General features: G+C 60.8%; 10 protein-coding genes. 5 read left to right on the forward strand and 5 right to left on the reverse strand.

Features of this window, described 5'->3' with window-relative positions; translation table 11 throughout:
• Window positions 1-361: 361 nt before the first annotated feature.
• Window positions 362-1,119, reverse strand: a protein-coding gene (locus tag PARACOCCUSGL_RS21705; protein WP_114669439.1) for an IS5-like element IS1248A family transposase whose coding sequence is annotated in 2 segments (ribosomal slippage) — window positions 362-798 and window positions 798-1,119 — 759 coding nt in all. Because the reading frame shifts where the segments join, the coding sequence is not laid out codon by codon here.
• Window positions 1,120-1,169: 50 nt separating this feature from the next.
• On the opposite strand from PARACOCCUSGL_RS21705, the gene PARACOCCUSGL_RS21710 reads away from it, so the two are divergent.
• Genes PARACOCCUSGL_RS21710 through PARACOCCUSGL_RS0119640 form a run of 3 tightly spaced genes read left to right on the forward strand, consistent with a single transcriptional unit; the run spans window position 1,170 to window position 2,044 of the window.
• On the forward strand, window positions 1,170-1,325 hold the full coding sequence (locus tag PARACOCCUSGL_RS21710; protein ID WP_010400632.1) for a hypothetical protein: 156 nt from the start codon (window positions 1,170-1,172) through the stop codon (window positions 1,323-1,325).
• 47 nt (window positions 1,326-1,372) lie between these two features.
• A complete protein-coding gene (locus PARACOCCUSGL_RS0119635; protein WP_010400634.1) occupies window positions 1,373-1,807 on the forward strand; it encodes a hypothetical protein in 435 nt (144 codons plus the stop codon).
• A gap of 3 nt (window positions 1,808-1,810) precedes the next feature.
• Window positions 1,811-2,044, forward strand: coding sequence for a hypothetical protein (locus PARACOCCUSGL_RS0119640; RefSeq protein ID WP_010400636.1), 234 nt, complete (start codon window positions 1,811-1,813; stop codon window positions 2,042-2,044).
• A 69-nt stretch (window positions 2,045-2,113) separates the two neighbouring features.
• On the opposite strand, the gene PARACOCCUSGL_RS21900 is transcribed toward PARACOCCUSGL_RS0119640, so the two are convergent.
• Window positions 2,114-2,407, reverse strand: coding sequence for a hypothetical protein (locus tag PARACOCCUSGL_RS21900; protein ID WP_138918408.1), 294 nt, complete (start codon window positions 2,405-2,407; stop codon window positions 2,114-2,116).
• A 594-nt stretch (window positions 2,408-3,001) separates the two neighbouring features.
• Here PARACOCCUSGL_RS21900 and PARACOCCUSGL_RS0119650 point away from each other — a divergent pair.
• Entirely contained in the window at window positions 3,002-3,196 is a 195-nt protein-coding gene (locus PARACOCCUSGL_RS0119650) for a hypothetical protein (RefSeq protein WP_010400642.1), read from the forward strand.
• Between the two features lie 171 nt (window positions 3,197-3,367).
• On the opposite strand, the gene PARACOCCUSGL_RS0119660 is transcribed toward PARACOCCUSGL_RS0119650, so the two are convergent.
• The 3 genes from PARACOCCUSGL_RS0119660 to PARACOCCUSGL_RS21105 are packed head-to-tail and all read right to left on the reverse strand — an operon-like array spanning window position 3,368 to window position 4,230.
• Window positions 3,368-3,550 (reverse strand): hypothetical protein, encoded by a 183-nt coding sequence (locus PARACOCCUSGL_RS0119660; RefSeq protein WP_010400647.1) that lies wholly within the window; start codon window positions 3,548-3,550, stop codon window positions 3,368-3,370.
• A 9-nt stretch (window positions 3,551-3,559) separates the two neighbouring features.
• The gene (locus PARACOCCUSGL_RS0119665; protein ID WP_010400650.1) at window positions 3,560-3,985 is read right to left on the reverse strand and encodes a type II toxin-antitoxin system VapC family toxin; all 426 of its coding nucleotides are present in this window, start codon (window positions 3,983-3,985) and stop codon (window positions 3,560-3,562) included.
• Window positions 3,985-4,230 carry a type II toxin-antitoxin system VapB family antitoxin gene (locus PARACOCCUSGL_RS21105; protein ID WP_010400651.1) on the reverse strand — a complete coding sequence of 82 codons (246 nt, stop codon included), beginning with the start codon at window positions 4,228-4,230 and terminating at the stop codon, window positions 3,985-3,987. The genes PARACOCCUSGL_RS0119665 and PARACOCCUSGL_RS21105 overlap by 1 nt, the downstream gene beginning before the upstream one ends.
• Before the next feature lie 65 nt (window positions 4,231-4,295).
• Between PARACOCCUSGL_RS21105 and PARACOCCUSGL_RS22105 the strand changes: the two genes are divergently transcribed.
• Complete coding sequence (locus PARACOCCUSGL_RS22105) at window positions 4,296-4,445, forward strand: hypothetical protein (protein ID WP_158004484.1); 150 nt, start codon at window positions 4,296-4,298, stop codon at window positions 4,443-4,445.
• Window positions 4,446-4,528 lie beyond the last annotated feature (83 nt).

The following is a 4,528-nucleotide window of genomic DNA, read 5'->3' on the forward strand; positions in this document are numbered from 1 at the left end:
GATCTTGAATCACAGCCAGACGCGCAGGGAAATCCTTTTTGTCAACACAACCTAGTTGTTGGGAGGTTGATTTTATAAATAGACCATCTGTGCATAAAATACCGATTATGCTGAAGAAATCAAAAAATCTTCGTCGAAGATCACGCGATTCTATTATTCTGTCGATAGCCTTGACCGCTTATGCACTGCGCAGTGCGTTCACGAAAGCGAGCTATACTAATTCACATTGACGGCGGGCGCAGCGTTATATCATGCGTGGAAAGCAGCAATGGATACTTTCTGCGATAGACGGAAACGCTGCAGGATAGCTGAGCACCATCCTATAATTGTTGATGCAAGCCAGCGGATTTAGGGTCAGGATTCATAACCAATAAATGACGGTTGCCGCGAGCGCGATGGCCGAGAGGAAGACCTTCGGGCATCTGTCGTATCGGGTTGCCACGCGCCGCCAGTCCTTGAGCCTGCCAAACATGATCTCGATGCGGTTGCGCCGCTTGTATCGGCGCTTGTCGTATTTGACCGGTGTCTTGCGCTGCTTTCGGCCGGGGATGCAGGCTCGTATCCCCTTGTCCTGCAAGGCTTCCCGGAACCAGTCGGCGTCATAGCCGCGATCCCCGAGCAGCCAATCGACCTTTGGGAGGCTGCTGAGCAACGCCCGCGCCCCGATGTAGTCGCTGACCTGCCCTGCGGTGACGAACAGGTCGAGCGGTCGGCCCTGGCTGTCACAGATGGCATGCAGCTTCGTGTTCATGCCGCCCTTGGTCCGGCCGACGAGGCGTCCACGCCCCCCTTTTTCACGGCCAAGCTGGTCGCGGTGCGGTGCGCTTTCAGATAGGTCGCGTCGATCATCACGGTCTTTTCCTCGCCGTGGTCGGCGGCCAGCCCGATCATCATCCTGGCGAAAATGCCTTTCTCGCTCCAACGCTTCCACCGGCTGTAGAGCGTCTTGTGCGGCCCATACTCCCTGGGGGCATCTCGCCAGCGCAAACCATTGCGATTGATGAAGATAATCCCGCTTAGAACACGCTTGTCATCGACGCGTGGCTTGCCGTGCGACTTCGGGAAGAAAGGGGCAAGCTTGGTCATCTGCTCGTCGGTCAGCCAGTACAGGTCGCTCATGTCACCGCTCCGTTTTCCGAGCCGTGAATCACGTAGCACACTGAAAATCAATGCATCCTGACCCTAGTTTCGCCAAGCTGAAAAAAGGCGAGAAGGCCGCGAAGCTGGAAGCCCTGTTCAGTGACGATGACGCCCGCAAGGCTCATCGCGTGACCGAGGCGCAGGCCGCGCGGATCGACGCATGGCTGCCCGAAGGTATGGAGTGACCGAGGCGGGGGCGCGCAAGCGCCCCGCCCATCGAGGGAGACAGCACATGCGCTTTATCAGGTATCCCCGCCACCCATTCACCGATACCAGCCGCAAGCGCGCTGCGCTGCGCCGCAAGCAGCGCCTCGAACGCGAAGCCCTGCCCCTTTTTGCCGAGCAGATCGCGGCAGCGCAGCCCGGCGAGGATGAGGTCATGCAGGCCCGCGCCGTGCAATGGGCGGAATCGCAGGCCCGAACCCGGTCCTGGCGCGCGGCCCGCTGGCGCGCGGCCCGGCGCAGGCTTGCCGCCCTGACCGCCAATGAGCGCGCGGTCCTGCTGGCCGCATGGAACCGCGCGCCCTACCCCGCCGATCCCACATATCTGCTGGATTTTCTGCACGGCTATAGCGTCGGGCGCTTCACGCTGGACACAATCCCCTTCGACCAGGTGCCGCGCAACAAGCACGGGCACCGACAGCACGAGCATCAGGAAAGGCCGTAAGACATGGCCGATTTCACCATCCATCGACACCCGGTCCTCGCCGTTGCCTGCCCGGCCTGCGGCTCGGCCGCCGGCACCTGGTGCCGCCGGCCGAGCGGCCACCGAGCGGCCGATCTGCACCGCGCGCGCGGCATCGAGGCCGACCGGGTTTTCATCGACCAGCACGGCCCGGACGCCTCGATCATTCGCATTGCGACTGGCTGGCAGGTCGATCCCCGAGGGCGAGCCAGAGATTGATGGCCGCCACACCCACTGTTTGGGGTGCTTTCTACCCCTGTTTTGTCCGGGCTTACGCATTTATGCTGCTCACGACAGCTTTGGAGATTTGAGGATGATGGAGCAAAAACAAAAGGATTTGTTAATGAAGCGATGGGAGCCTTGGGTCGTGATCGCCCTTTGCGTCGTCGCTGCAATCATCATTTCGCCTTTTCTGCGGCCAGTCACAGATAGATTCTTTTTTTGGCTTTTCTTCTCGCAGGCGGACCGAATGGAAGAGGCTACCTCGCTCCTGTCGGAAAACAGAATTTTGTCAGAACTTTCCTCCAGCACTCTGTCATTTCTGGCGTTACTACCGGCTTTGTGGTGCAGCGCATTGGCCATTCGAGTAATTGCCGACTGCATTCAGTGGTTAATGCAGAGAAAATAGCAGAGCCTCGGCATTCCGTGATGCTCATACCTCAACGGTTGGCAGCTCGCTGATCCTGGTGGTGATGTGGGGCGAGCGGTGATCGCTCCTCCGATCTACACCGCGTGCGCGGCATCGAGGGCCGCAACACGCTCTGAAATATCCTTGTGGTGAGGATGACTGGCCGTCCCCTTGGGGGCGGCTCTTTTCTATGCCCTGTTCCTGGTGTTCGCCGGCGCCGTCGCCCTGGCAAGCCAGAACGCCGGCGACGGCGCGGCGCTAAGGCCGCGCCGGGCCCGCTGCGCGGCAGAACCGTTGCGCCATCGGTCGCGTCCGGCTGTTAACTCGGCCAGCGCCAGGCGCCGGCCGGGGCCGGACCTATCCACCACCACACGGATCTTGTCATTCTACCACACTGGTCAAGGACGGCGGCCGCGCGAGCGCGGCCTTGCAAGCGGCCCGTGCCGGGCCGTCCCTGACTCAGCGTGTCCGCATGCCTGCGACCGTGCGGGGCGGCTAGAGCCTCGCAATCTTCGGTCTCATCGCTTACATTTCACAAGGAGCATCCAATGAGCGACGCCGACATGACCACCGCCGAACAGTCCCTTGCCGACGACAAGATGCGGGCCGAGATCGCCAAGCTGATCGCGGAAACCTCGAAGATCAATGCCGAGGCCCGCTGGTATCCGCTGGCCGTCGCGACCGGCCTCGTCGGCGCCATCGCCGGCCTGACAGCCTTCATCATCAAGCTTTTCGGTCTCTGACCTATGCGGCCCCTTCGGGGGCCGCTTTAACTTCAGCCGGGCGCAGCCTGGTCGCTCTCTTCCCCGCCAGCAATGCGGAATCGGCTGCGGCCCAGGCGGCGCGGAACGGCCGCGGATAAACGTGCAGATCGGCCCAGGCATGGCCCGTCCAGAATGTCGCAACGTAGAGCTTCATGATTCCGCACCTGACGGCAGCATCCTTATACCTGCGCTGGCAATGAGATGCGCCCGCACCTCGTCGCGGTCCTGCTCGCTCATATCAGACACCTCAGGGAGCTTGGCTCGGGCGAACGTGACCTTCACACCGAACGTGACCTCAACTTGATCCTCTTCGGTATCATCTCTGTTTTCCATGGTGAAACCTCAAGCCAAATCCGTTTCTGAAAAGTCATTGCCCTTGTAGAGCAAGGGCACATGGTAGGCTTTCGCACAAGCGTAGGACAGCGCGTCGCCGAAATTGAGCTGCGCCGGGTGGCCGACGACCTTGCCGTAAACCGACAACGCCCGGATCGCTTCCTTCCCCATGCCCGTCGTGATGTGCATCTCTTGCGCCTCCGCCGCCTCGAAAAAACCGTCGACCAGCTCGGCCGCCGCGGCAAAGTCCTCGGCTGCCGCCGGGCCCTTGCCGCGGGCCTGCACCTTGGCCCTGACCAGGGCGAGCGTCGCTTCCATCCGCACGACCGGCGAGAACCGCAGCGTGCCGCGCGAGGCCTCCATCGCCTTCAGCAAACCGGGCGCTTCCGGCTCGTTCAGCAGCACCGCGACCACCGCGCTTGCGTCCAGGAACATCAGTCCTCGCCCCATTGCTCGTCAAAGAACGGCTTCAGGTCTTCGCCCGTGCTGACGAACCCCGCCTCGGCCGCGCGTCGCTGGATCCTCCCAACCCGATCCACAAGCCGTTCCTCGGCGGCAAGCGCCTCGATCTGCGCGGCAAGCGCCTTGCGCACCGCTTCGGACTTGTTTTTTACGCCGGTCATGGCGCAGTATTTGGCGACAAGCGCGTCGATCTCATCGCCCTTGATAAGCATTGCCATCGGTCTATCCTCTATGGTATACCATGTATATAGATCAAGGTATATACCATCGCAAGGAGGATGATGTGCGTCTGATCTTTCGCCTCTGTATCGCGGGTGTAGCCGCCTATGTCTTCATGCCAGTCCTGCGGGACATCGCAGCGGTCGATTTCATGGGCAGCATCGCTGCGGGCCTCGGTGCGACTGTGGCTGCGATTGGTTATGTTACCGCTTGAGACAGAACATGATGGAGGGAAATAATTTTATGGAAGCTCTCATGAACACGCTGGCTAGGTGTTTGATCCCACGGTTTGATGGT

It is taken from the genome of Paracoccus sp. TRP, from assembly GCF_000185925.1.
GTDB classification, from domain to species: domain Bacteria; phylum Pseudomonadota; class Alphaproteobacteria; order Rhodobacterales; family Rhodobacteraceae; genus Paracoccus; species Paracoccus kondratievae.

What these genes read in the sequence shown, in the direction of transcription:
- PARACOCCUSGL_RS21710 (WP_010400632.1), top strand. Translation starts at nt 1,170, where the DNA reads ATGCATCCTGACCCTAGTTTCGCCAAGCTGAAAAAAGGCGAGAAGGCC.
- PARACOCCUSGL_RS0119635 (WP_010400634.1), top strand. Translation starts at nt 1,373, where the DNA reads ATGCGCTTTATCAGGTATCCCCGCCACCCATTCACCGATACCAGCCGC.
- PARACOCCUSGL_RS0119640 (WP_010400636.1), top strand. Translation starts at nt 1,811, where the DNA reads ATGGCCGATTTCACCATCCATCGACACCCGGTCCTCGCCGTTGCCTGC.
- PARACOCCUSGL_RS21900 (WP_138918408.1), bottom strand. Translation starts at nt 2,407, where the DNA reads ATGGCCAATGCGCTGCACCACAAAGCCGGTAGTAACGCCAGAAATGAC.
- PARACOCCUSGL_RS0119650 (WP_010400642.1), top strand. Translation starts at nt 3,002, where the DNA reads ATGAGCGACGCCGACATGACCACCGCCGAACAGTCCCTTGCCGACGAC.
- PARACOCCUSGL_RS0119660 (WP_010400647.1), bottom strand. Translation starts at nt 3,550, where the DNA reads ATGGAAAACAGAGATGATACCGAAGAGGATCAAGTTGAGGTCACGTTC.
- PARACOCCUSGL_RS0119665 (WP_010400650.1), bottom strand. Translation starts at nt 3,985, where the DNA reads ATGTTCCTGGACGCAAGCGCGGTGGTCGCGGTGCTGCTGAACGAGCCG.
- PARACOCCUSGL_RS21105 (WP_010400651.1), bottom strand. Translation starts at nt 4,230, where the DNA reads ATGGCAATGCTTATCAAGGGCGATGAGATCGACGCGCTTGTCGCCAAA.